Raw genomic sequence first — 23240 nt, forward strand, 5'->3', positions numbered from 1 at the left:
CTCGCGTGCGTGTCCATCCGTTGGTCGCGGAGAACGCATCAGCGCCGTCGTCGCGTCACAGCGGCCGTGATCGCGAGGACGAGGAGCACGAGCGCGCCGGCGTCGCGCGTCGGCGCGCGGCGCGTGATGGCGCATCCGCCGACGTCGTCGGCGAGCGGGGGAACGCCGCCGACGTCGTTAGCGCCGGCACGATTTTGCGTTCCGCCGCTTTTGCCGCTCTCGGTCGCGCCCGCGGCGCCGGTCGAACCGCCGCTTGCCGCAGCGCCGCTGCCGGCGGATTCACCGGTGCCGGGCGCACCGGCGTCAGAGCCCGAGGTCGGCGGCAGTGGTGGTGGCGTTCCTGGCGTCGTTCCCGGGGGTGCCGGCGCCGCACCGCCGAGTTCGTAGGCGCCAATGTCGATGACCCCTACGAGCGTGCGTCCCGTCGTCGTCGCCGGCGGCGCGCCGAGCGGCGGATGAAGGTTCGGCACCGCGAGCGGGCCTGGGAACGGCTTGCCCGAAGGTCCCGCGAGCGATGCGCCGCCGACATCGACCAGCGGGGACCCCGACGCGGGCCGCAGATCGCCGTTTGCCAGGGAGGCGAAGAGGTTGCCGTTCGAGCCCATCACCGTGTTCGCGAGGCCCGCGGGAACTTTGGTTGCGCCCGTCTGCAGCCAGTTGTGGCTCCCGACGACAACGCTCGTGCCGCCGACCCACGCTGCGCTGCTCTCATCGACGAGGGCGACGTTTCCGCTCTTCGCCACGAAGGCGTTGTTGTGGAACTCCAAGCTCTCGATGCCATCCATGAGTCGAAACACCGCGGAGCCGCCGTTGGTCACGACCGTGTTGTTCACGAAGCGGTAGCGCCCGTTGGTTTGGCCGGTGCCGTCGCCACCAAAGCGTGTCACGAAGAACGCGTTCTTCTTCACGAGAACGTTGCCGACGACGTCCGAGTCTTCGCGCACGGCACCCTCCGGCGAGGTCTCCGAGCCGATGAGCTCGACCTCGTGGTAGAGCGCGCCTTCGATCCAGTTTCCGTAGAGCTCGTTCCGGCCGGCGCGCGACTTGACGTTGTTGCCGCCGTTGCCGTCATGCACGTACGAGCTCTGCATCCGAAACACGGCCGCGGGGTAAACGACCTCGTCGCTCGACATGTAGATCTGGTGGTTCTGCGTGCCCGAGCCGCAATGGTGCACCTCGCTTCGTTCGAGGAGAAACGAGCCTGCGTCGGTGTCGGCTCCGAGGATGCCGTGCTGCGCGCAGTCGTGAACGACCGAGTCTCGGAGCGTGATGCCATCGGCGTGCACGAAAAAGCAGCGGAAGGACCCTGCCGTGATGTCGAGGTTCTCGAAGACGTAGTGGTTGGCACGCGCTTCGACGGTGTTGGTTCCTCCGCTCACGACGGGCCGCTTGCCACCGACGGCGATGCCCACGATGGTGATGGGAGAGGCCGGCGTCCCCGCCTTGTCGAAGACGACGCCGCCCTGGTAGGTGGCTCCGCCGTCGACCTCCACGCGGTCCCCCGGCTTCAAGAGCGGAGCCACGGTCATGAGCTGCTTGTGCGCCCGCGCGGGGCCAACCTGGTAAGTGGTTGCGGAAGCGACGGCGGGCGACGACATGACGAAGATCGCGGTGGCAACGAAGGTTCGATGACGCGTCATGACCGCGGTTGGTGCAAGCGCCGAACCGAGCCTGCGTGATGACCTTTCCCGCAGTTAGCCCGCGCTCCCGGGGGGGGCATGTCACCTGACGTTCGTGACACGTCAGTCGGCGTCTGTGGGACAAGGCACTTGCGCCAGGGACCGCCGCGCTCAGGGGCGAGGCTTTCGCACGGCTTCCACGACCGCCTCCACGACCGCGTCGACCGACAACGCCGAGGTGTCGACCACGGCGTCGGCGCGCTCGTAGAGGGGCTTCCGCTTACGGAGCAACTCCTCGAGCTCGACCTTCGCGTTGGCGCGCCCGCGCATGGGGCGCCCGTCGCCTTGTGCGACCACGCGATCCCAGTGATCTTTCGCGCGCGCCTTGAGCCAGACCGTGCGCGTCTTATCCGCGAGCAAGCGGAACGTGCCGACGTCTTCGACGAGCGAGCCGCTCGTGGCGAGGATGGCGGGCCCGCCTCCCTTCACGAACTGCGCCAGCGCCTCCTCCTCGAGCCGTCGGAAATGCGCTTCGCCGTGCAGCTCGAAGATCGTCGCCAAGCTCATGCCCGCCATGTTGGCGACGAGCTGATCGAGCTCCACGAAGGGGACGCCGAGGCGCCGGGCGACGGCTTGGCCGATGGTCGTCTTGCCGGCGCCGCGCAGGCCGAGGAGCGACACGATGCCCAAGCGCTCCCGCGGCGCCGCGTCTTCCGCCTCGCGCAAGAGATCGGCGGCTCGGCATCCGAGCGCGACGGCCACGTCTTCAAGGCGCAAGACCGAGATGTTCCCGTCGCCTGCCTCGAGCTGCGCCAGGAACCGCTCGCTCACGCGGGCGGACTTCGCCAGCTCCCGCCTCGTGAGGCCGCGCTCGCTCCGGACATTCCGGACGATCTCGCCGAGGCGCGCCAGGAGCCCGTCGCGGTGCCGTGTGGACGGTGCAGTATAGTGCATGCTTTTGAGGCCAAACGCACTATACTGCTTGAACCTCGCCTTGTCCTGTCCTAAACCCCACGGATGGCTGAGAACCGCGAAGACACCGCGCCCGTTCGCTTCGAGACGCACCCCGATCGCTACCGTCACTGGCAGCTCGACTTCCCCGCCGAGTTCGGCGGCAAGGTCGCGCGCCTCGCGATGAACGTGAAGGAGGACGGCGGCCTCCGGCCCGGCTACCCGCTCAAGCTCAACTCCTACGATCTCGGCGTCGACGTCGAGCTTGCCGACGCCATTTCACGTGTGCGCTTCGAGCATCCTGACGTGCGCGCCCTCGTGGTGACGAGCGGCAAGGACCGCATCTTCTGCTCCGGCGCCAACATCTACATGCTCGGCAGCTCGACCCACGCCTTCAAGGTGAACTTCTGCAAGTACACCAACGAGACGCGGCTCGGCCTCGAAGAGCTGAGCGAAGAGGGTGGCGTCCCCACGCTCGCGGCGGTGACCGGCCCCGCCTCCGGCGGCGGCTACGAGCTGGCCATCTCGTGCGACGAGATCGTGCTGCAAGACGACGGCAACTCGGCCGTGAGCTACCCCGAGACGCCGCTGCTCGGCGTGCTCCCCGGCACCGGCGGCCTCACGCGCCTCACCGACAAGCGCAAGGTGCGCCGCGATCTGTGCGACGTGTTCTCGTCGCTCGCCGAAGGCGTCCGCGGCAAGCGCGCGGTCGAGTGGGGCCTCGTCGACGAGTCGCCCGGAAAGTCGGCCTTCGACGCGGCCGTGAAGAAGCGCCTCGACGCGATGGTCGCTCGCTCGAAGCGCAAGAGCTTCCCGAAGGTCGCCTTCGGGCCCCTCGAGGCGAAGCGCGAAGCGAACGGCACCGAGTACCGCTACGTCACGCTCGCCATCGACGAGAAGTCGCGCACGGCGACGCTCACCGTCAAGGCGCCCGACAAGGCGCAGCCGACGACGCCCGCGGAGCTCGCCAAGGCCGGCGACAGCGCCTGGTGCATCCGCGCCTTCCGCGAGCTCGACGACGCGCTCCTCGACCTGCGCTTCAACCGGCCCAACATCGGCGTCGTCTCGGTGAAGACGTCGGGCGACGCGAAGCTCGTCCTCGCCGTGGACGCGATGCTCGACGCGCACAAGGACGACGGCCTCGTGGGCGAGGTGCGGCGCCTCATCAAGCGCACCCTGAAGCGCCTCGACCTCACGGCCAAGAGCCTCTTCTCCTTCGTCGAGAAGGACAGCTGCTTCGCCGGCACGCTCCTCGAGCTCGCGCTCGCGTCGGACCGCGTCTACATGCTCGCCGAAGACGGCGTTTGGGTGCAGCCGTCGGTCATGAACGGCGGCGCCTACCGCATGTCCAACGGCCTCTCGCGCCTCGAGTCACGCTTCTTGAAAGATCCCTCACGCGCCTCTCGTGTCCTCGAGCACACGGCGCCGATGGACACGGCCACCGCGAGCGAGATGGGCATCGTGACCTTCGGCCCCGACGAGATCGATTGGGACGACGAGGTGCGCATCGCCATCGAGGAGCGCGCGAGCCTCTCCCCCGACGCCCTCACGGGCATGGAGGCGAACCTCCGCTTCGGCGGCCCCGAGACGATGGAGACGAAGATCTTCGCGCGCCTCTCGGCGTGGCAAAACTGGATCTTCCAGCGCCCCAACGCCGTCGGTGAGCGCGGCGCGCTCACGCTCTACGGGCGCCCCGAGCGGCCCGAGTTCGACTTCCGCCGCACCTGAATCGTCCAGCCGCTAGCCCATCCCGACGCAAGCCCTAGGAACCGAGAACGCCCATGAGCAACGTGCTGAACGACGAGCGCATCCCGAACAACGTCAACCTCGGGAGCGACAAGAAGCTCCAGCGCGCCCTCGAGGCGTGGCAGCCGAACTACATCAAGTGGTGGAAGGAGATGGGGCCGTCGGGCTTTCAGGCCGACGACGTCTTTCTGCGCACCGCCATCAGCGTCGACCACGAGGGCTGGGCCAACTTCGACTACGTGAAAATGCCCGACTACCGCTGGGGCATCTTCCTCGCCGACCCGAAGCCCGATCGCCGCATCGGCTTCGGCGACAACATGGGGCAGCCCGTGTGGCAGCAGGTCCCGGGCGAGCACCGCAACACGCTGCGCCGCCTCATCGTCACGCAGGGCGACACGGAGCCGGCGAGCGTCGAGCAGCAGCGCATGCTCGGCCACTCCTGCCCGAGCGTGTACGACCTTCGGAACCTCTTTCAGGTGAACGTCGAAGAAGGCCGGCACCTCTGGGCCATGGTCTACCTGCTTCAGTCGTATTTCGGTCGCGATGGCCGCGAAGAGGCCGAGGCCCTCTTGGAGCGTCGCAGCGGCGACTCCGACAAGCCGCGCATCTTGGGCGCCTTCAACGAGCCGTGCACCGACTGGCTCTCGTTCTTCATGTTCACGTTCTTCACGGACCGCGACGGCAAGTACCAGCTCTTGGCGCTCGCCGAGAGCGCCTTCGATCCGCTCTCGCGCACGACGCGCTTCATGCTGACGGAAGAGGCGCACCACATGTTCGTCGGCGAGACGGGCGTCCTTCGCGTCGTCGAGCGCACGGCGCAGATGATGAAGGAGAGCGGCATCACCGACGCCGCCAACATCGACGCCGTCCGCAAGCTCGGCCTCATCGACCTGCCGACGATGCAGAAGTACCTGAACCTCTGGTACACGCTCTCGCTCGATCTCTTCGGCGGCGAGGTGTCATCGAACGCCGCGTCGTTCTTCGCGTCGGGCTTGAAGGGCCGCGCGAAGGAAGACAGCCACGAAGATCACGTGTGCCTCGAGGCCACCTACGCGATGGACCTCCCGAAGAACGACGGTGGCACGTTCCGCCTGTCGCGCGAGGAGGTGCCGCTGCGCAACGCCATGAACGAGGTCCTGCGCGACGAATACGTCGAGGATTGCCAGCGCGGCGTCGACAAGTGGAACCGCGCCATCGCGGCCCACGGCATTGACTTCAAGCTCACGCTGCCGAGCCGCCGCTTCCATCGGCACATCGGCCTCTTCGCCGACATCGCCGCGAGCCCCGACGGCGAGCTCATGTCGAAGGACGCCTTCGAGTCAAAGAAGGCGGCGTGGCTCCCCACGGAGGCAGACAAGACCTACGTGAAGAGCTTGATGCAGAAGCCCGTGTGGGAGCCCACCAAGATGGCCAACTGGATCGCGCCGCCGAAGCAGGGCATCAAGGGGCGCCCGGTGGACTTCGAATACGTTCGCCACGAGGCGTGAGCTTCGCTGGGGCGGGGATCCTCCGTTTAGGCACGAGCCGACCCGCCCGCGCCCGCCCCGACTCGCCCCGGGAGTCGCCGTCGGTCGCGAATGAAGCCCAATTCGCGAGATGCATCTGCGATCGCGGCAGCTCGCAGGGTCACTCCTTGGGCGGAACCCGCGGTGACTCCGCGAGGAGCGCGGCGAGCTTTCCCTCCAAGTCCTGACCGCGCGCGAACCCGCGCGCCGTAATGAGCCCAAGGACACGCCGAACCTCTACCAAATCGAGTGTCCCCGACGCGAGCAGCCCTCGAGCATCGATGCGATCTTGAAGGCGCGCGTCGCGCATCGAAAGGACCTTCATGGCGAGCAGGTGCTCAGCGGTCGCTACGGGAACGCCGGCAAACTCGGCCGTGGGCTTTGCGGCGTCGACGATCTCGCGTTCGATCCCGCTGGACGCAGCGAGGAGATCCACGACAACGCCGGAGGGCGAGCGCATTCGAACGATGGCCAACCGGCCGCGCTCCTTGTGTTCGACGACGGCGACAGGACTGAAGCCCTCGGCGGTCATGGCTCGGGCTAGGCGCTCGACTTCCTCATCCGTGTCGAAGGCGACGGCAATGTCCACATCACGCGTGAACCGCACCTCGGCCCGAATCGAGACCGCAAGGCCTCCCACCAGGGCGAACCCCACGCCGTGGTGGCGAAGGCGCGCTGCGATGTCGACCAGCGCCTCGGCAGGCGTCATCGGGGGGCGCTCAGCCACGCGAGCAGGCGCGCGTCGATCTCTGCGTCGCTCGCGGTGGGGGCCGCGCCGCGTAGCTTCCGGTATTGCATCGCGATACCGAGCTCCATGAGCTCGAGCGCTTGCCTCAGCTTCTCCCCGGGCGGAGTGCGTCGGGCCTCTTCTAGGTCGTCCGAGCGGAGGGCGTCCACGGCGACAAATGTATCACGGCAACCGTTACGGTGCCGCCACGGCGCCACGGCGGGCAAGGCGCCCACGCCGCCGATGAGCCTGCGCCGACCCGGTGTACGGCACGGGTCAAACCGACTCTACCCCGCAGCCTTCTCCGCGCGGAGGAGCGCCACTTCGCGCTCGAAGATGCGCCTCACGATGGCGATGGCGCACGCGTAGGTGGCGTCGACGCCGAAATACGAGAGGCTCTTCGAGAGCAGCGACTGACGCCGCGAATACGGCGTATCGGACGCGTAATGCACCACGCCGACGTCGAAGCCGGCGCGTGACGTGAGGTTGACGATCTCGTCTTGCGGAATGCGCGTCGGGTGGACCAGCTCGTAGGCGGCGCTCATGAACGGCCCAGCTTCCATCTCGAGGACCGTGTAGCCCTCACGGTAGAACGCGTTCATGTAGTGCTTGTTCTGCAAGAACGCGCTCCGCACCGTGACGGCCGACTGGTTGTCGAAGACGCTGCCATAGCGAAGGTAGGGGCTCACGTCTTTGGCCGTGAAGCCGTTGCGAAACAAGAACGTGTTTCGCGAGTGCTCGTCGTAGACCACACTGCTGAGCGACACGTCGCCGACGCGCCCGTTGAGCGTCGCCGCTTTGCCCATGACGTACACGCCGCGCAGCTCGCCGACGCCTTGGCCTAGCCGCGAGAGGATGTGGTACGCCGCCATGCCGAGCGGGTAGTCGATGTTGAGGATGACGGCCTCGCTCGCCTTCAAGAGGTCGATGCCATCGAGCTCGAGGCGCGGGTCGAGGAGGGCCGGGTTGAGCTTCGACAGCTCGATGATCTGCGCGTCGATGTCGATGTGGCCCGGCTCCGACAGGTGCGTGAGACCGATGCTCGCCTCGAAGGCGCGGACCTCACGCATTCGTGACGTGTCGGCGGAGTCGTGGATGTAACCGCGGAGCAAGTAGTAGGCGAGGGGGAGCACCTCCTCGAGCTTGCCGCTCTTGAGCGCCTCTTCGACGACGGGGTACAGGCCCTCCGGGTTTCGTCGCTTGGCGTAAGCCTCGATGCCCGTGATGTGCGTCTTCGCGTAGCCGCCCAGGAGGTTCGCGACGGCGTGCGTGTTCGACGAGACGAAATACACGGGCGGTCGACGCGGCTTCTCGACGCGCAGGTAGGTGGGCTCGATGCCGCTCCACCAGCGCTGCGCGGCCCTTTGGTACTGGGAGAACGACGCCGACAGGAGGCGCATCTTGAGATCGATGGGCTCACGGGCGACGGCTCGCATGCCGCGCTCGAAGTCGGCGGCCGTGAAGGCGGCGCGCAAGACATCCACGTTGGGGATCGTGATGCCGAGGATCTCGCCGAGCGTCCGATCGTCCGGGAGCTCCGCGCCATCGACGATGGCCGTCTTGAGGCGCTCGTGGAGCTTGTTCCACTCCATCTGGTAGGCCGTGACGATGGGCACGAGATCGTCGATGTCGCTCTCGCTGGCGATGAACACGGCCAGCGTCTTCGACGCCGCGTCGTGGCGGAGCGGGCGGCGGCGACCGCGCGTGCGGACCGGAGCCCACTCGCGGACGCCGAGTCCGTTCGCTTCGAACAGCTCGTGCGACTGGCCGAGGACGATGAGCTCGGTGGCCAACATCTCGCGCGGAAGGCGCGCCGCCGCGTACGCGAAGGCCGAGGCATCGGGCGACGGCGCGAGGGCGCCGGGATGCAGCGTCGACTCGGAGAACGCGTGGGACTCCTCGAAGGCGCGCACGCGGACATCGCCCGACGAACGCAGGAGCGAGTAGTAGGTCCGAATGTAGAGGTCGATTTCGTCGGACGGGGGAACCGGCGCCTGCCGCTGCATGGGCCTCTACTTTACTTGGTTCTACCCTTTGCCGAGGGCTTCTTCGACGAGCGCCCGGGACTCGCGAATGCGCCGCTCTTCCTCGGCGCTTCTTTGGCGCCTCGGCGCGGCCGCCACGGGAGGCGGTGCTTCGGCGCTCTTCTTGCCGAAGAGCCGGCCCAAGAAGCTCTTGGTGGGCCCCACCGTGAAGAGGCCATGGGCCAACGACTCGGGGCTGGTCTGGAGCGCGGCGACGAGGTCGGTGTTCGAGTCGACCCACGCGAGCGCCGTGTCGAAGGCCTCCTTCGTGGTGACCTCGAGCTGCCCGCGCGCGCGGCCAGGCTTGATGCCGTGGGCGCGGACGAAGAGCGCCAAGAGGACCCCGAGCTCGGCCGGCGCGAGCGTCGTCGATTGGTGGACACGGACGCCGCCGCAGCCCTTGGCGTAGACGTAGCTGCCGCTCAGGAGGAGGACACCGTAGCCGCATGCGACGGCCGCGATCTCGCTCGCCACGTCGGCGTCGTCGGCGTCGCCTTCGCCAGCCTCGAGGAGGACCAACGCCCCGGCCGCGCGGGCGAGCGTCGCTGCGAGCCGAATCGAGTGGCCGACGTCCGGGATGGAGAGATCGACGACGTATCCCTCGCCGGCGTCGTGAACGGCCAGCCCGCGCGGCGTCTCGTCTTTGGACTCGCCGGGCCCGCAGGAGGCCTTCTTGCTCGGGCTGCACGCGCCGGACCCGCAACCGCCGCCGGACTCGCCGTCTTCCGGCTCCACGAAGCGAAGCCCTACCGGTAGCTCGGCCGAGAGCGGCGCGTACGAGAGCATACGCTTCAGGAACGCGGCCACGCCGTCGGCGTCGCCCTTGAACTCGTCAGGGAAAAACTCCCCCGTCGGCAGAAGCAGCGCCGGTTTTCCGATGGCCGCGCCATGGGCGGCCACGAAGGCGCCGTAACGAGAGACCAGGTGCTTGAGCGTGTCGTCGCTCGGAAGATCCATCCCGACAGAATACGCGGAGATCGGAGCGGCGCCAGTCTGGCAACGCGCTTATGCTCGCGCGCCATGGCGACCACGGCGTTCACCGTTGCGACGTACAACGTACTGGACCTGTTCCCGCCGGGGCCCGAGGGCGGGGCCGCGGCGCACCACGAGAAGAAGCTCGAGACGCTCGCGGCGAAGATTGCGTCGCTCGGCGCCGACGTCCTCGGTCTCGAGGAGGTCGGCTCGAACGCCGTCCTCGAAGAGCTCGTGCGGCGTATTCCCGGTCCGCCCTATCGCATCGTCTTCGGCACCCCCGACGCGCGCGGCATCGGCTGCGCGTTGCTCTCCCGCCTTCCCCTTGTCGCGAGCGCGGTGCACACCACCGACGAGTTGCCGTTCCCAGTCTTCGTGGAGGGCGATCCCCACCCGTTCCACGGGCGCATGCCGCTCCGGCGCGGCGTCGTTCAAGGCACCGTCGACGTGCCCGGCGTTGGCCCCGTCGATGTCTTCGTCGTTCACTTCAAGTCAGGAAGACCGGCGCCGAAGAAGACCGCCGCCGGCGAACTCTTGGACTCCAGCGATGCCCAATCGTTCGAGGCGATGGAGAGCGCCGTGCGCAGCGTCGTCATGCGCGCGGCCGAGGCCCTCTTCGTCCGCCGTCTCGTCGACGACGTGTTTCGCAAGAACCCCGGCGCCCGCGTCGCCGTCTTGGGTGACTTCAACGACGTGCCGCACTCGCTCGGTGTCCGCGTCGTGTCGGGTCGAGGCGCAACGGAGCTCTTCGATGCGACGGCATCGATCCCCCACGACCGAAGGCACTCGCACGTTCATTTCGGCCAAAAGCGCGCCATTGATCACGTGCTCGTCAGCGCCCGCCTTCGCGGCATCATCACCGCGGCCCGCGTGTACAACGACGACCTGCGGGATCACGACGCCCTCCGCGCCGCCGGGCACGGGCCCTTTCACGACTCCGATCACGCGCCGGTGACGGTCACCTTGCAGTCTTCCTGAGTCGACCCCATAACGCGACTCCATGGAAAGCGAACGCGCCCTGCTCGACCCGACTCACGTTCACCCGGCCATTCGCGAAAAAGTCGCGACGCACCAGCGAGCGATTGTGCAGGAAGTGAAAGACGCGGCCGCGAAGCACGACGTGCTCGTCGTCGGCATGTCGCAAAATCCGCACCCTCGCCGCGCGAAGAGGCTCCTCGCCGAGAAGAACGTTCCCTTCCACTACCTCGAATACGGCAGCTACCTGAGCGACTGGCGGAGGCGCACGGCGCTCAAGATGTGGAGCGGCTGGCCCACATTCCCGATGATCTTCGTCAAAGGGACGTTGATCGGCGGCGCCGACGATCTGGCGAGGCTCATCGAATCGGGCGAGCTGTCGAAGCTCCTCGCGTAGCCGCCAAAGGCCGCGCTGTCACGAGACGAGAGCCCGACGGCTCGGTGGCGTTTCGAGTACGCTGCCCCCATGCCCGCAACGATCCTCAAGGGAGACATCTTTGGAGCGGCGGACCTTCGCGCCTATGCGCACGGTTGCAACTGCGCCGGCACGATGGACGCCGGCATTGCCGTGGCCTTCAAGAAGAAGTGGCCCCGCATGTTCGAGGACTACGCCAAGCGGTGCGCCGACGGCCGCTTCAACCTCGGCGACGTCTTGGTTTGGACCGAAGGCGACGAGACCGTCTACAACCTGGCGATTCAGGAGCACTGGAAGAAGAAGGCCACCATGGCCGCGCTCTCGCGGGCCGTTCGAAAAATGCTCGAGCTCGCGGAAGCGGCCGGCGTGAAGCGCATCGGCCTGCCCCGCATCGGCGCCGGGCTCGGCGGCCTCGACTGGCCCCGTGTGAAGAGCGTCCTTTCGCAGATCGGAAGCGAGACCGCCATCGAGTTGGTCGTCTTTGAGCAGTTCATCCGAGACGCAAAAATCCCCGCAGAGGGCTGAGTCTGAAGCTCGCCCCCTCGCGGCTCTCCGGTCCGAGTATCGCAGCGCGCCGCGTTGACGCGTATCCACGGCTCTCGCGATTGCCATAGAATGGTCGGCCCATGGCAAGCTCTCGCTCCACGAGGCCGCCGCCGCCGCTGCTCGAGCCGGTGTTGGCCGCTGCCACCTTCCACCGCGATCGCGGCGAGCTAGCGGAGGCTCTCGACGCCTACAAGAAGGCGCTGATGGTCGCCCCGAGCGACGTCGACCCCACGACCCTCGCGTCCATTTACGCGAGCATCGGGGTCATCAAGAAGGCCGAAGGCAAGCGCGTCGAGGCCGAGCTCAACTACCAGAAGGCGCTCCGCAAGGCGCCGCTCCATCGGCGCGCCCTCGAAGGCCTCGTGGAGCTCGCGAAGGAAGACGGCGATGTTCCCCGCATGGCGTCCCTGCGACGCAAGCTCGCGTCGGGGATCGCGGAGCCAGCGGAGCGCGCCGACGAGCTCTCGCGCTTGGCCACGCTGCTCGCCGACGAGCTCGGCGACGCGAGGTCCGCCGCCGCGGCCCTCGAAGAGGCGCGCGAGCTGCGGCCCGGCGACGCGGTGCTCTTGACGCGGCTCCGGGAGCTCTACGCCGCGTGCGACGACGGCGAGGGGCTCGCCCGCGTCTATGGGGCCATGTGCCTCGAAGAAGACCGCAAGCCCGTCCGCTCGATGCTCCGCTTCGAGCACGCGAAGGTCGTTGAAGAGAAGCTGGGTGATGCTTCGCGGGCGGTGCTCTTGCTCGAAGGAGCGCTCGACGAAGATCCGACCAACGACGCGGCCCTCGAGCGCCTCGTGGCTTTGCGAACGACGCGGCGCGAGTGGTTGCCGCTTGAGCGCCTCTACGCCCGCCTCATCGACTCAGCGGCGGAGGCGCAGCTGCCGCTCCGGGCGGCCGAGCTGTGCCGCCGCTTGGGTCGGCTACGCAAGGAAACGCTCGGCGACCTCGCCGGCGCCATCGAGGCCTATTCGGGCGCCGTCCGTTGCGATGGCGGCGATGTGCAGACGCGTGCCGAGCTCGCCGACGCGTTCCTCGAGGATGGCGATCGCCTCGCGGCGCTCTTCGAGTTGGAGCGCGCCGCCGCCTTGGGGCCACGTCGCGTCGAGACCTTCGCGCGCCTCTTCGACATTCACAAGGCCGACGGGCGCACCGACCGCGCCTACCTCGCAGCCATGGCGCTTGAAGAGCTCGGCGCCACGGAGGTCGATCACGAGCTCATGGCGACGCAGTACCGGCCGGAGGGCCTCTTGAGGCCTGCGAGCTCGCTCGACGACGCCGCGTGGGATCAACTGCTTCGCGCGCCCGGCTGGGATCCGGTCGTGGGCGAGATCCTGCGCGTCGTTCGGCCCGCGGCCGTTGCGGCGGCGGTCAAGACGCAGTCGGCCGGGGCCCTCGACGCGGCGCGCCGCATTGACCCCGAGAGCACGGTCACTGTGGCGCGCGCCTTCCGGTGGGCCGCGTCCTTGCTCGGGGTACCGGAGCCGGTGCTCTACGCGGCCGACGACGTGCCGCGCGGCCTCGCCGCCGTGCCTCTCTTGGAGGCGACCACGCTGGTCGGACCTCGCGTCTCGAGTGGCCGCACGATGCAAGAGGTCGTCTTCTTGGCGGCCCGTCACCTTACGTACTACCGGCCCGAGCACGAGCTCGTCCTCTACTACCCAACGCTGCCGGCCATCACCGGACTGTTCCTCGCGGCGGTGCGCGTGATCCTGAAAGACTTGCCCGTCCCCAAGGGAGCGCTTGAGGCCGTGACGCTGCAGCAGAAGAACATTGAAGCGAACCTCGACGAGGAGGCGCGCGCCGATCTGAAGGACGCTGTGCACAGGTTCGAGACCGCCGGCGGCCGCGTTGACCTGACGTCGCTGCTCTTCTCCATCGAACGGTCGGCGTGTCGCGCCGGGCTCGTGCTCGCGGGCGATCTCGCCGTCGCGGGACGTGTTCTCAAGGCCGAGCGCGGCGAGGGCGACAGCGATCCGGCCGGATGCCTCGACGATCTCCTCGCGTTTTCGGCGTCGCAAGAGCTCGCGGTCATGCGCGAGTGGCTCGGCGTGGCGGCGAAGCCGTCGCTTAGGCCGCCGCCGATGCCGTGAATCGACGTCCGCGGTTTCTTCAAATCGGAGCGGTCTACGCGAGCGTGGCCCGCGGCGAACCCATGAGCTTCTGCACGAGGACCTCTGCTGGGACCGGCGTTCGCAAGCGCTCGGCCAGTCCTTGGAAGATCGGGCAAGCAAGCTGCCTCTCCTCGGCCCAAGCGGCGACTTTGGGAATGAGCGCCTCGGCTTCGATGAAGGCCTTGGCGTCGCCGCGCGCCGCGTCCACGGAGCGGCCCTCCGCGAGGGACCGGCCGAAGACGACCTCGGGCCGCTCCTCTTGGCCGATGGAGGCGAGCAGATCGCCCGTGCCCGCGAGACCGAGGAGCGTGCGCTCGCGGGCGCCGGCCGCGGCGGCGATGCGTGCCGCCTCTTCGACGCCGCGCGTGATGAGCGTGGCCATGATGCCCGCGCTCAAGCCGAGCTGTTGCGCGTAGCCGACGCCCACTGCGAGGCAACCCATAAGCGCGCTCGCCAGCTCCACGCCGGTGAGGTCGTTCGTCGCGTAGACGCGAACGACGGGGCCGCCGAAGGCGGACGACACCGCCTCCGTCACCTCCGGATAGAGGGACCCGGCGACCATGACGCTCGGCCGGCCGAGGCGCAGCTCGGCCTCAAGCACCGGACCGCCGAGGGCTCCGATGCGCCTCGTGGGGGTCTCCTGCCGAAGCACGTGTGACAAGGGCGCGAGCGTTGTGGGCTCGAGCCCGCGGACCGCGTGGACGAGGAGGTGCCGGCCGTCGAGATCACCGCCCAGCTCGCGGGCTACGGCGCGAATGACCCGCGATGGAACGGCGAGCACGACGAGACGCGCTGCGCGTCCGACCTCGCTCATCGAATCGACGCCAACGACCCCGGCCGGCAGCGGCGCGTTGGCGGCGCTCTGTGAACGTCGCGAAAAGAGGACCGTGGCGGTGCCGGTACGGGCGGCCGCCGCCGCCAGCGCGAGGCCCCACGCGCCGCCTCCCACGATGCCTACCGGTCGACTGTACACAGAGGCAATATCGGCTGATCGGCTGCGAAACAGAAGCCTGAACCGCGCCTTTCCCGGCGAATGCGCGCCCTTCACGGGCACGTCCCAGGCCTGGGCGCCAGCGCGCGGCCATCACAAAGGCCTCCGTCTGCTGGCGATCCGCGGCGCGATCGACCACATTGGGGCCCGGGTCATGTCGTTCGTCCAACTGCGCAATCCTCGTCGTCAGGGGCCGCCGCCCGCCGCATCGGCGAAGGCGCGCCGCTTCTTGCCCACCACGCGCGCCGAGATGAAAGAGCGCGGCTGGGACGAGCTCGACATCCTCATCGTCACCGGCGACGCGTACGTGGACCACCCGGCCTTCGGCCCCGTGCTCATCGCGCGCTTCCTCGAAGGTCGTGGCTACAAGGTTGGCGTCATCGCGCAACCGGCGTGGACGTCGCCCGACGACATCGCGCGCATGGGCAAGCCGCGGCTCTTCGTCGGCATCGCCGCCGGCAACCTCGACTCGATGCTCAACAAGCTGACGGCGCAAAAGAAGATCCGAAGCGAAGATCAATATTCGCCTGGCGGACGCACCGGCCTACGGCCCAATCGCGCCAGCCTCGTCTACGCGAACCTGTGTCGGCAAGCCTTCCCGGGAACGCCGGTGGTCCTTGGCGGCATCGAAGCGTCGCTTCGGCGCATCGCGCACTACGACTATTGGGCTGACGAAGTGCGTCGCTCCATCTTGCTCGACGCGAAGGCCGATCTCTTGGTCTTCGGCATGGGCGAGCGGGCTGCCTGGGAGATCGCCCAGAGGCTCGACGCCGGCGAGCCCGTGAGCGCCCTTACCGACGTTCGCGGCACAGCCCACGTGAAGAAGAATCGCCGCGAATGGGAGCCGCTCCTCGCGGAGGCGAGCCGCTACGTGACCGACGGCAAGCTCTTAGTGCTTCCCTCGTACGAAGAAGTGAAGGCAAGCAAAGAAGCCTTCGCGAAGATGACGCGCGCCTTCCAATACGAAACCAACGCGCACAACGGCCGACCGCTCCTGCAAGTGCACGGCGGCGAGGCCGTGTATTTCAACCCGCCGGCCTTGCCGCTCGCCGAAGCCGAGATGGATGGCCTCTACGATCTACCGTTTTTGCGGGTGCCGCATCCCAGCTACAAGGAGCCGATTCCGGCCTACGAGACCGTCAAGCACTCCATCGTCACGATGCGCGGATGTTTCGGCGGCTGCACCTTCTGCAGCATCACCGAACACGAGGGCCGCATCATCCAGAGCCGTTCCGAGGCGAGCGTCCTCTCCGAGGTTCGCGCGCTCACGCGCATGGATGGCTTCCGCGGCACCATCACCGATGTCGGCGGCCCCACGGCGAACATGTACAAGATGTCCTGCAAGGACGACGAGACCGAGAGTCGCTGCCGCCGCCTCTCGTGCGTTCATCCCGGGATCTGCGAGAACCTGAAGACCGATCACGACCCGCTCGTGAAGCTTCTGCAGGCCGTTCGCGAGGAGCCGGGCATCAAGCGCGTCTACGTTGCCTCCGGCGTTCGCTACGACCTCGCCGAGCGGAGCCCCGAGTTCATTCGCGAGCTGGCGGCGCACCACACCGGCGGGCAGCTCTCGGTCGCTCCCGAGCACTGCTCCGACGACGTGCTCGACAAGATGAAGAAGCCCAGCGTGAAGAGCTACGAGCGCTTCGCGCAGGCGTTCTGCCAAGCGAGTGAGGACGCGGGCAAGGAGCAATACCTCGTTCCGTATTTCATCACGGGGCACCCGGGCTCGACGCTTGAGGACACCGTCGAGCTGGCCTTGTGGCTAAGGGCCCGCGGCATGCGTCCCCGGCAAGTGCAGGACTTCATCCCGACGCCCATGGCCGTGGCCACGTGCATGTACTTTACCGGCATCGATCCGCTCAGCATGTCGCCGGTCTACTCGGCGCGCGATCTGCGGGAGAAGCGCATGATGAAGGCGCTCATCTTCTACTGGGACAAGGAGCACTGGCCCTTGGCCCGCGAGGCGCTCAAAAAGGCCGGCCGGAAGGATCTCATTGGCCGAGGCCCGAGCGCGCTTGTGCCGCCGGAGTACGGAGCCAAGGTCGCCGGGGCGAACCGGCGGCGGATATCGCGGTGTGAAGCCCGGGGCGCGGAAGCCCAAACTACCGGGCGCGCGATAGCCGAAGAGCACCGCGCCAATCACGGGGGGTGGGGGGTCTTCCTCCCCCCCCGCACCCCCCCCCGCCCCCCCGGGGGGGGGGCCCCCCCCCGGGGGGGGGGGGGGGGGGGGGGGGGGGGGAAAGGTGGGGGGGGCTGGGGGGGGGGGGGGGGGGTGGGGGTGGGGGGGCCTCCTGCTGAGCGGGGGGTGCCGCCGAAGGGCACCTATGCCGGGGTGCCGCGGTGCCTGCGGGGGGGGGGGGGGGGGGGGGGGGGGGGGCGCCGACCAGCCTGGGGTCTACGCCCCGTGCATCCACTTCTTGAGCAGGGGAGTCATCGCGATCAGGATGACAGCGGGACCGATGGAGGCGACCACAAGGAAGCCATAGATTGGCGTGTGGCTCTTCTCGAGGAACGACTCGAGCATGCCCGCTAGGTAGTTGGCGACCGCCGACGAGACGAACCAGAGGCCCATGGCCAAGGAGACGACGCGGCTCGGCGCGAGCTTGGTGACCATCGAGAGGCCGATGGGCGAGAGGCACAGCTCGCCGATGGTGTGGATGGCGTAGACGGCGGCGAGCCACGCGGGGCTCACGGGGCCTCGCTCGGAGAGCTTCTGTCCGACGTACATAACCACGAAGCCGAGGCCCAAGATGATCATGCCAACGGCCATCTTCGTCGGCGTGGAGCTCTTGAGGCGCCCCGAGTCGAGCTTCTCCCACATGCGCGAGAAGGTTGGCGCGAGGACGACGATGATGAGCGGGTTGATGCTCTGGAACTGCGACGCCGCGATCTCCGAGGTCTTGCCGCCGAGCATGAGGGAAACACCCCAGCCGCCCATGGCCAGCGCCGCGAAGCCGAAGAGGCCCGTCAGGCCAATCCAAAGCGAGCGCCCGCTCTTCTCGTCCTTCGTGTCGCGCCAAATGTTGAACGCCCCGAGGGCGACGAAGACGGCGATGACGAAGACGGTCGCCGGACCCACGACGCGGTCCGTCTGCTTGTCGGCGAAGAGCGTCATGGTGCCGCCCGCCTGCTCGAAGCCCATCCAGAAGAAGATGTTGAAGATGCAAAGGATGATGATGACCGTGATGCGCTCGGCTTCGTCTCGCGTCGCGCCGACGTAGAGCTGCGAGATGGCGCCTGCGGCGCCGAGCACGGCGAGCCCGATCTTGAGCATGCTCGGAAGTCGCTCCCACGTGGGCCCCACGAACTTCCATCCGTGGACGACGCCGAAGACCAGCGCCGCCGAGGCGGCGACCCAAACAAGGACCTCCGAATAGTCGCGCTTCTCGAGCTTCGTCGCCGTGGAGCCCGGCGGCAGTCCGATGTTGGCCAGGTACTTCTGGCCTAGGAGGAACTGACCGAGCCCGAAGAGCATGCCTACGGCGGCGGCTGAAAAGCCGTAGTCCCAGCCGAGCTTCTCGCCGAGGTTGCCGCAGACGAGCGGGGAGAAGAAGGCTCCCAGGTTGATCCCCATGTAGAAGATCGTGAAGCCGCCGTCGCGGCGCGGATCGCCGTCTCGGTAGAGACCTCCGACGATGGTCGAGATGTTCGGCTTGAAGAAGCCGTTGCCCACGATGAGCAGACCGAGCGCCGGGTAGAGCAGCGGCTCGAAGGCCATGGCCAAGTGGCCGAGCGCCATGACGAGTCCGCCGATGAGCACCGCCTTGCGACGACCGAGGACCTTGTCGGCCAAGTAGCCGCCGAGAATGGGCGTGAGATAGACGAGGCCCGTGTAGAGTGCATAAACCTCGAGCGCGTCCTTTCGGGTGAACTTGAGGTGGTTCACCATGTAAAGGACGAGCAGCGCCCGCATGCCGTAGTACGAGAAGCGCTCCCACGCCTCGGCGCCGAACAGCGTGTAAAGGCCTCGCGGGTGCCCCTCGTGGGGGGTGCTTTCCGTGGTGTTGTGCGTGCTCACGGCGCCGCTCTAGCACGACCGGGGCGCGGACTCTCCGGTCGTCGAACGGCCGTTTCACCCAGGGCCAGACCGCTATAACCTTGCCCTCATGGCTCGCCGACTCGTCTGGCTCGGGGTGTTGCTCGCCGCGGGCGCCTTTGGCGCCTGCTCGCTGAACCCGCAGCCGATCCCGCCCGGCGCCGACAACGGCGGCGAACCGACGCTCGCGACCGGCGATGCAAGCGCGCCCCGCGATGGCTCCGCCGGCAACGCTTCGGAGGCGAACGCCGGCACGGGAGGCAACTCGGACGCGGGCGCGGCGCCGACGATACCCCCGGCCGACGCGGGCACCCTGATCGACGGGACCGTCGACAACTTCTCCGACGCCGCCGCCGATGGCGGCGCGGACGCGCCGAACGACGCGCCCGATGGCGGCTGAGCTGCGGGCCGCCGGCCGGCCGTTTACGTAGCCCCGGGGGCGCAGTACGAACGAGGTATGCGTACGCCCCTCGTGGTCGCCGTCACGGCGCTCGCCGCCCTCACCGTTCACTGCAAGTCCGACGAGCCTTCGCCGAATGGCGCCGCCGACGCCGGAGGACCGTCGTTCAGTGACGTTCCGCTGATGGAGACGCTCGACGCTCCGGGTCTCTCGGCGCCCGTCGAGGTCGTTCGCGACGACTACGGCGTGCCGCACATCAAAGGAGAAACCGACGCCGACGTTGTCTACGCGCAGGCGTACATGATGGCGAGCGATCGGTTCATCCAGATGGAGCTCGGCCGCCGCCAAGCGGCCGGCACGCTCTCGGAGGTCCTCGGTAACTCGGTCCCGACCATCGTCGACACCGACGTGTCGTACCGAATGCATCACCTCAAGCAAAACGGCGAGCGCATTTGGGCAGCCTTGCAAGCGTCCTCGGACCCCGTCGACAAGAAGTGCGCGCTCTTGCTCGCGAGCTTCACCCGCGGCGTTAACGCGTGGCTGGCCGATCTGCGCGCCGGCAAACGTGCGCTGCCGAGTCAGGTCGCCGACACGTTCAAGGCGGAGGCCATCGAGGCCTGGACGGAGGCTGACTCGCTCGCGCTGGGTGATCTCCAAGCCTTCAACCTCGCCTTTGACGGCGATAGCGAGGTGTACCTCAGCACCCTCGAGGCCGGCGAGGCGAAGGCCTTCGTCGGCTCCGCCGACCCCGTGAAGGCCGCGCGCGTGGGCTTCGTGGCCGACTTCTATCGCTTCGCGCCGTTCGACGCGACGTTCACCGTCGACGGTTGGCCCAACGCGAAGCTCGCCACCAACGCCGCCCCAAACAAGGGCCGCGGCGGCAGCAGAAGAGACTCAAAGGCGTACCTCGCGCTCCTCGAAAGGGCGGGGCGCTCGCTCCGCGGCGTCGGTCTCGATCGCATGCGCGATCCGTCGCGCGGCTCCAACAACTGGGTCGTGAGCGGTAAGCATACGGCGAGCGGCCTGCCCATCGTGGCCAACGACACGCACCTCTCGATTGGGCAGCCGGCGATCTTCTACCTGTCGCACCTCCAGTCGAAGGAGGGCCTCGATCTCATGGGTGTGCAGTTTCCAGGCATCCCGCTGGTGATCCTCGGCATGAATCGCCACGTCGCGTGGGGCGGCACCGTCAACTACATCGACGTGACGGACGTCTACCGGGAGACCGTGAAGGACTGCAACGGCACCAAGTGTGTCGTCTTCAAAGGACAAGACGTGCCGCTCACGCCGCGCATCGAGACCTTCAAGATCGGCTCGCCCGGCCTTGTGTCCGCGACCAAGCAAGTGACCATCTGGGACGTCCCGCACCACGGTCCGATCCTCGTGCGTAGCCTCGGCGGCAACGCCGAGCCGCTCGGCGCCGAGGAGCTCTCCATTCGGTACACGGGCCATGAGCCGGCGCCGCTCTTCAAGGCCGTCTACGGGCTCGCCACGGCGAAGAACGTCGACGACGCGAAGTCGGCGCTCGACCTTAACTTCAAGTACGGCGGCCAGAACTGGGTCATGGGCGACGACTCCGGAAACGTTCTTTGGACGCAGGCCGTGCGGGTGCCGCGTCGACCGAAGGGAACGAGGCCCTGGACCGTCATGCCGGGCGACGGCAGCGCCGAGTGGAGCGGCGATCACGACGTGAAGCTCGTGCCGGCCTCGCGCAACCCCGAGAAGGGGTTCCTCGTCACGGCCAACGCCGATCCGCTCGGGGTCACCGCCGACAACGACCCGATGAACGAGCCCGAGGTCGACGGCTTCCCGCTCTACCTCGCTGCCGACTACGACATGGGCACGCGCGTGGGACGCATCACCAAGCGCATCGCCGCGGCCGTCGCCGAGGGAAAGAAGTTGTCGCGCGACGACATGGCGAACATTCAGGCCGATGCCTACAGCGAGGTCGGTGAGGCGCTCGCGCCGGCATTCCTCGAAGGGGCGCGCGCCCTCGCCGACGAAATTGCCGCGCCGGGAAGGTTCCCCGAGCTCAGCCCCATCGTTAAAGCCATGAGCGCGTCGGCGAAGGCGGGGCTCGCGCCGGCGACGGACGCCGTCGCTCGCTGGTCCTTCGACACGCCGGCGGGCAATGACGGGGAGTCCGCGGAGGCGCTCAGGGACTCGCGCGCGACGCTGCTCGTCGCCGTGTTTACGACGCGTCTCGCGAAGAACGCGCTCGCCGACGAGCTGTCCGCGGTGGGCGCCTCACTTGGCGGGAGCCGACCGACGCGAATGCTCGCGACGCTCATGAAGACACCCGACGTGCTCAAGACGAAGGCCACCGTTTGGGACGATCTCGCCACGCCGGAGGTGGAGACACGCGTGATGATGACGGCGCGCTCCGTCGCGCAAGCGCTGGACTTCATCACCGGCAAACCCGAGCTCGGGCCGTCGCCGGAGGGATGGCGTTGGGGGAAGGTCCACCGCCTCGTCTCCGAGTTCCCCCTGACCGACGCGTTGAGCCAGCCTCCGGTGCCGCGTCACGGAGGCGACGGTACGGTCGATGTTGCGTTTCACGGCAGTAGCGACGACGGGTACGACTTCTCGAGCGGCCCCGCGATTCGCTTCGTCGCGGAGATGGATCCCGCGGCGGGGCCGAAGGCCCGCAACGTCACGCCGGGCGGCCAGATCTTCTACAAGGAGTCGCCGCACTTCGGAGACTTCTTCGCGCGGTGGGTGAAGAACGAGGCCGTGGACCTCGCGTTTACGACGAGCGACATCGTGCCGCGGGCACTCAAGGAGCAAGCGGCGACAGGGCTCGGTCGCGTGGTCTTCAAGCCCTGAGTCTCGCCTCGCGGGCGGTCACGGTATCGCGCGGGGAGACGAGTCCCTCGCGCCGGCGTCCGGCGAGGGCGGTGTGGACGCCTCGCCGACAGCGGTCGCCACGTGCTTCACCGGTACCCAGTCGCTCTCGCTCCACGCGTAGAGCCAAACGCGATCGAGGCCCGTATGGTCGCCGGGGCCGAACGTGATGGCCGCTCCATCGCCGAGTCCGACGTCGAAGCTGCGGAGGGACTCGGCCGCGTCCTTGAATCGCGCGCGCGTTGGCTTCGGGCCCATGCGCCGCAAGATCTCGACGAGCACCTTCGCGTTCACGAAACCTTCGACCTGGTGAAACGAGACCGGCGCTTGGCGGAACGCGGCTTCCGTGAGGTCGCCTGGCGGCTTCGGGTTGTGGCGCTCCACGAGCTCGAGGTATTGCGCGACCAACGGTAGCTGCCTCTCTCCTGGCGACGGCACGACCTTCGTCCCGAAGAGGTCGGTCGCGACCTTGGCGTTGGTCTTCTTCTCGTAGGCGAGCAAGGTGCGAACGAAGGTGTCGTGGACCCCCGACGTCTGCACGATCGGGACGTGCCATTGGCTTTGGCGCGCGTCGCGCACGAGGGCGGCGGCCGCTTGCGCGTTGCCGATGTCGAAGATCACCTCCGCGCCGGCGGCTCGGAGTTCCTCGACCTCCGCCCTCAGCGGCTCGTCGAACCTCTGAAAGGCGCTGTGCTTGAGCGCACTGACAGGCTTCGTTTGACGCGCCGCGAGCTCCGCGTTGACGGCGTCGAGCCCCGAACGACCGTAGAGGTCGTCCTGATAGAAAACGCCGAACTTGGTCTTGCCGGCCGCGAAGAACGCGTCGACGGCGATCTTCACTTCCATCGTGATGGGCGCGCGTACGACGAACGCGCGATCCATGTCCGGACCGGAACGAAACCCGGAGCTGCTGGCCACGCTGCCGAACTGGAAGACGTCTTTGGCGCGATGCCGACCGAGCTCGGCCACCGCGCCCACCATGACGTTCGAGCCGACGAAATTGTAGAAGACGAAGAAGTCGTTCTTCTCGACCAAGCGCGCCACGTTCTCGAGGGCCCGCTTCGTCTCGTACCCGTCGTCCACCGCCGTGACTTCGATCTTTCGACCGTGCACGCCGCCTTTGGCGTTGATCTCGGCCAAGTAGGCCGCCGAGCCCCGCCAGGTGTCGGCGCCCCAGCTCGCGTTCGGCCCTGTGAACACCGCCGTGCTAGAGAGCACCAAGCGGTCGGCGAAGACACCCGGCTCGTCGCGCGGACCGGACTGCTCCGTTGGCGGCGGCGGCGGCGCGGCGCCATGGCAAGCCGGCAACGTCGCGAGGAGCGCGCGCCACGCGCCCGCCGCGAGGGCACTCGAGGAGGGCCTTCGCACGGCGCTC

The 23240-nt window shown here is 68.0% G+C and carries 17 protein-coding genes and 1 pseudogene; 9 read left to right on the forward strand and 9 right to left on the reverse strand.

Going from position 1 to position 23240, the window contains the following annotated elements:
* Positions 1 to 38: 38 nt before the first annotated feature.
* Positions 39 to 1640 carry a hypothetical protein gene (locus IPG50_32940; protein ID MBK6696955.1) on the reverse strand — a complete coding sequence of 534 codons (1602 nt, stop codon included), beginning with the start codon at positions 1638 to 1640 and terminating at the stop codon, positions 39 to 41.
* A 150-nt stretch (positions 1641 to 1790) separates the two neighbouring features.
* Positions 1791 to 2573: a helix-turn-helix domain-containing protein gene (locus IPG50_32945; protein ID MBK6696956.1), complete on the reverse strand. Its 783-nt coding sequence runs from the start codon at positions 2571 to 2573 to the stop codon at positions 1791 to 1793.
* 63 nt (positions 2574 to 2636) lie between these two features.
* Here IPG50_32945 and IPG50_32950 point away from each other — a divergent pair, with 63 nt between their 5' ends.
* Together IPG50_32950 and boxB are read left to right on the forward strand one after the other, a co-directional pair.
* The gene (locus IPG50_32950; protein ID MBK6696957.1) at positions 2637 to 4298 is read left to right on the forward strand and encodes a benzoyl-CoA-dihydrodiol lyase; all 1662 of its coding nucleotides are present in this window, start codon (positions 2637 to 2639) and stop codon (positions 4296 to 4298) included.
* 53 nt (positions 4299 to 4351) lie between these two features.
* A complete protein-coding gene (gene boxB / locus IPG50_32955; protein MBK6696958.1) occupies positions 4352 to 5803 on the forward strand; it encodes a benzoyl-CoA 2,3-epoxidase subunit BoxB in 1452 nt (483 codons plus the stop codon).
* Positions 5804 to 5942: 139 nt separating this feature from the next.
* On the opposite strand, the gene IPG50_32960 is transcribed toward boxB, so the two are convergent.
* The 4 genes from IPG50_32960 to IPG50_32975 all read right to left on the reverse strand — a co-directional run bounded on the left by IPG50_32960 (position 5943) and on the right by IPG50_32975 (position 9529).
* Positions 5943 to 6530: a nucleotidyl transferase AbiEii/AbiGii toxin family protein gene (locus tag IPG50_32960; protein MBK6696959.1), complete on the reverse strand. Its 588-nt coding sequence runs from the start codon at positions 6528 to 6530 to the stop codon at positions 5943 to 5945.
* On the reverse strand, positions 6527 to 6718 hold the full coding sequence (locus IPG50_32965; GenBank protein ID MBK6696960.1) for a hypothetical protein: 192 nt from the start codon (positions 6716 to 6718) through the stop codon (positions 6527 to 6529). Before IPG50_32965 ends, IPG50_32960 begins: the two co-directional genes overlap by 4 nt.
* Before the next feature lie 117 nt (positions 6719 to 6835).
* Positions 6836 to 8554: a hypothetical protein gene (locus IPG50_32970; GenBank protein ID MBK6696961.1), complete on the reverse strand. Its 1719-nt coding sequence runs from the start codon at positions 8552 to 8554 to the stop codon at positions 6836 to 6838.
* A gap of 21 nt (positions 8555 to 8575) precedes the next feature.
* Entirely contained in the window at positions 8576 to 9529 is a 954-nt protein-coding gene (locus tag IPG50_32975; GenBank protein ID MBK6696962.1) for a hypothetical protein, read from the reverse strand.
* Between the two features lie 63 nt (positions 9530 to 9592).
* Between IPG50_32975 and IPG50_32980 the strand changes: the two genes are divergently transcribed.
* The 4 genes from IPG50_32980 (at position 9593) to IPG50_32995 (ending at position 13570) form a co-directional block, all read left to right on the forward strand.
* Positions 9593 to 10522, forward strand: coding sequence for an endonuclease/exonuclease/phosphatase family protein (locus IPG50_32980; protein ID MBK6696963.1), 930 nt, complete (start codon positions 9593 to 9595; stop codon positions 10520 to 10522).
* A 22-nt stretch (positions 10523 to 10544) separates the two neighbouring features.
* Positions 10545 to 10916 (forward strand): glutaredoxin, encoded by a 372-nt coding sequence (locus IPG50_32985; protein MBK6696964.1) that lies wholly within the window; start codon positions 10545 to 10547, stop codon positions 10914 to 10916.
* A 69-nt stretch (positions 10917 to 10985) separates the two neighbouring features.
* Positions 10986 to 11459, forward strand: coding sequence for a macro domain-containing protein (locus tag IPG50_32990; protein ID MBK6696965.1), 474 nt, complete (start codon positions 10986 to 10988; stop codon positions 11457 to 11459).
* Between the two features lie 101 nt (positions 11460 to 11560).
* Positions 11561 to 13570 carry a hypothetical protein gene (locus IPG50_32995; GenBank protein MBK6696966.1) on the forward strand — a complete coding sequence of 670 codons (2010 nt, stop codon included), beginning with the start codon at positions 11561 to 11563 and terminating at the stop codon, positions 13568 to 13570.
* Between the two features lie 34 nt (positions 13571 to 13604).
* Here the strand turns inward: IPG50_32995 and IPG50_33000 are convergent, their stop codons facing one another.
* The gene (locus IPG50_33000) at positions 13605 to 14564 is read right to left on the reverse strand and encodes an NAD(P)-binding domain-containing protein (GenBank protein ID MBK6696967.1); all 960 of its coding nucleotides are present in this window, start codon (positions 14562 to 14564) and stop codon (positions 13605 to 13607) included.
* A 172-nt stretch (positions 14565 to 14736) separates the two neighbouring features.
* Here IPG50_33000 and IPG50_33005 point away from each other — a divergent pair, with 172 nt between their 5' ends.
* Positions 14737 to 17118: a YgiQ family radical SAM protein gene (locus IPG50_33005; GenBank protein ID MBK6696968.1), complete on the forward strand. Its 2382-nt coding sequence runs from the start codon at positions 14737 to 14739 to the stop codon at positions 17116 to 17118.
* A gap of 885 nt (positions 17119 to 18003) precedes the next feature.
* Here IPG50_33005 and IPG50_33010 read toward each other — a convergent pair.
* A pseudogene (locus tag IPG50_33010) lies at positions 18004 to 18603 on the reverse strand (peptide MFS transporter).
* Positions 18604 to 18691: 88 nt separating this feature from the next.
* Between IPG50_33010 and IPG50_33015 the strand changes: the two are divergent.
* The gene (locus tag IPG50_33015; GenBank protein MBK6696969.1) at positions 18692 to 19021 is read left to right on the forward strand and encodes a hypothetical protein; all 330 of its coding nucleotides are present in this window, start codon (positions 18692 to 18694) and stop codon (positions 19019 to 19021) included.
* Between the two features lie 57 nt (positions 19022 to 19078).
* The gene (locus tag IPG50_33020) at positions 19079 to 21847 is read left to right on the forward strand and encodes a penicillin acylase family protein (GenBank protein ID MBK6696970.1); all 2769 of its coding nucleotides are present in this window, start codon (positions 19079 to 19081) and stop codon (positions 21845 to 21847) included.
* Between the two features lie 18 nt (positions 21848 to 21865).
* Here the strand turns inward: IPG50_33020 and IPG50_33025 are convergent, their stop codons facing one another.
* Complete coding sequence (locus tag IPG50_33025) at positions 21866 to 23233, reverse strand: ABC transporter substrate-binding protein (GenBank protein MBK6696971.1); 1368 nt, start codon at positions 23231 to 23233, stop codon at positions 21866 to 21868.
* Between the last annotated feature and the right edge of the window lie 7 nt (positions 23234 to 23240).

This window comes from Myxococcales bacterium (assembly GCA_016703425.1).
Classification (GTDB): Bacteria; Myxococcota_A; Polyangia; order Polyangiales; family Polyangiaceae; genus JADJCA01.

Bases quoted from the DNA above. Each gene is read 5' to 3' on its own strand.
- IPG50_32970 (MBK6696961.1), bottom strand. From the start codon at position 8,554: ATGCAGCGGCAGGCGCCGGTTCCCCCGTCCGACGAAATCGACCTCTAC.
- IPG50_32985 (MBK6696964.1), top strand. From the start codon at position 10,545: ATGGAAAGCGAACGCGCCCTGCTCGACCCGACTCACGTTCACCCGGCC.
- IPG50_32975 (MBK6696962.1), bottom strand. From the start codon at position 9,529: ATGGATCTTCCGAGCGACGACACGCTCAAGCACCTGGTCTCTCGTTAC.
- IPG50_32960 (MBK6696959.1), bottom strand. From the start codon at position 6,530: ATGACGCCTGCCGAGGCGCTGGTCGACATCGCAGCGCGCCTTCGCCAC.
- IPG50_32980 (MBK6696963.1), top strand. From the start codon at position 9,593: ATGGCGACCACGGCGTTCACCGTTGCGACGTACAACGTACTGGACCTG.
- IPG50_33020 (MBK6696970.1), top strand. From the start codon at position 19,079: ATGCGTACGCCCCTCGTGGTCGCCGTCACGGCGCTCGCCGCCCTCACC.
- IPG50_33015 (MBK6696969.1), top strand. From the start codon at position 18,692: ATGGCTCGCCGACTCGTCTGGCTCGGGGTGTTGCTCGCCGCGGGCGCC.
- IPG50_33005 (MBK6696968.1), top strand. From the start codon at position 14,737: ATGTCGTTCGTCCAACTGCGCAATCCTCGTCGTCAGGGGCCGCCGCCC.
- IPG50_32995 (MBK6696966.1), top strand. From the start codon at position 11,561: ATGGCAAGCTCTCGCTCCACGAGGCCGCCGCCGCCGCTGCTCGAGCCG.
- IPG50_32940 (MBK6696955.1), bottom strand. From the start codon at position 1,640: ATGACGCGTCATCGAACCTTCGTTGCCACCGCGATCTTCGTCATGTCG.
- IPG50_32950 (MBK6696957.1), top strand. From the start codon at position 2,637: ATGGCTGAGAACCGCGAAGACACCGCGCCCGTTCGCTTCGAGACGCAC.
- IPG50_32945 (MBK6696956.1), bottom strand. From the start codon at position 2,573: ATGCACTATACTGCACCGTCCACACGGCACCGCGACGGGCTCCTGGCG.
- IPG50_32990 (MBK6696965.1), top strand. From the start codon at position 10,986: ATGCCCGCAACGATCCTCAAGGGAGACATCTTTGGAGCGGCGGACCTT.
- boxB (MBK6696958.1), top strand. From the start codon at position 4,352: ATGAGCAACGTGCTGAACGACGAGCGCATCCCGAACAACGTCAACCTC.